Raw genomic sequence first — 1097 nt, 5'->3', positions numbered from 1 at the left:
CACCATCATCGACCAGAAACCGAGCATGCCGATCTTCGAAAACGACACCGCCCACGGAAACAGGAAGGCCACTTCCAGGTCGAAGATGATGAACAGGATCGACACCAGGTAGAAACGGATGTCGAACTTCATGCGGGCGTCGTCGAACGAGTTGAAACCGCACTCGTAGGCGGAAAGCTTTTCGGGATCGGGATTGCGGTAGGCCACCAGGAAGGGCGCGGCCAGCAGCGCCAGGCCGACAACCAGCGCCACGCCTATGAACAGGACGATGGGCAGGTATGAGCTCAAGAGTGCGTTCATGCTCGGCTTTCCGTTGGCGCAATCCACTTTGATTACAGCACCGGACCCTAATGCGGAAGCGTGACAGTTTAACCGCTGAACCGTTTTAAGGGCCTATGCTGCAACGCGGCGAGGGTTAGCGCAGCACTTCCAGCGAAGCAAGTCAAACCTTGTTCAAAACACCGACCTGGACGGCATATCGCGGCAAACTGGTCCGATCCGCTCCTGTTTGATTTCCTTCGCTTTTTACTCCACTTTTCTCTCCTGACATGGATGCAGCCAAAACCCTGCTAGCATGGGTTGGAATCAGCCATTCGACCCTCGGTCAAACACTTCAAAGTGATGCCTGCATGAAGGAAAAGATCTCGCTCCCCACGGCCCGTCGCATCGCGCTTGCCGCCCAGGGGTTTCTCGATCCCCGCCCGACCGGCACGCCCGACCGCCGGCATTTTGCCCGCACCCTCTCCCGCACCGGCCTGCTGCAGATCGATTCCGTCAGCGCGGTGGTGCGCGCTCATTATATGCCGCTCTATTCGCGCCTTGGTCCCTACCCGTTCTCGCTGCTCGACAACGCGGCCGTGACGCGTAAGCGCACGGTTTTCGAATACTGGGCGCACGAGGCGTCCTTCCTGCCGGTCGAGACCTACCCGCTGATGCGCTGGCGCATGCAGCGCGCCGAGCGCGGCGACGAAATGTATCTGGGCCTCGCCAAATGGGGCCGCGAGCACGCCGCCTATATCGAAGAGATTTACCGCCAGGTCGCCGAGCGCGGCCCGATTGCCGCTTCCGCGCTCGAAGGCCAGAAAGGCTCGGGCGGC

At 60.3% G+C, this 1097-nt stretch carries 2 protein-coding genes; one reads left to right on the top strand and one right to left on the bottom strand.

The window, feature by feature from the left end; genetic code table 11:
* Positions 1 to 300: NADH-quinone oxidoreductase subunit A (gene ndhC / locus EN893_RS35175; RefSeq protein WP_128362223.1), on the bottom strand; the 300-nt coding region annotated here is incomplete at its 3' end.
* A gap of 329 nt (positions 301 to 629) precedes the next feature.
* On the opposite strand from ndhC, the gene EN893_RS35170 reads away from it, so the two are divergent.
* Positions 630 to 1097, top strand: a 468-nt coding sequence (locus EN893_RS35170) for a crosslink repair DNA glycosylase YcaQ family protein (RefSeq protein WP_164901441.1), incomplete at its 3' end; no start/stop codon positions are given.

This window comes from Mesorhizobium sp. M7A.F.Ca.CA.004.04.2.1 (genome assembly GCF_004022825.1).
Taxonomy (GTDB): domain Bacteria; phylum Pseudomonadota; class Alphaproteobacteria; order Rhizobiales; family Rhizobiaceae; genus Mesorhizobium.
Note: the sequence above shows the minus strand (reverse complement) of the source record. Positions and strands in the feature narration are given on the sequence as shown.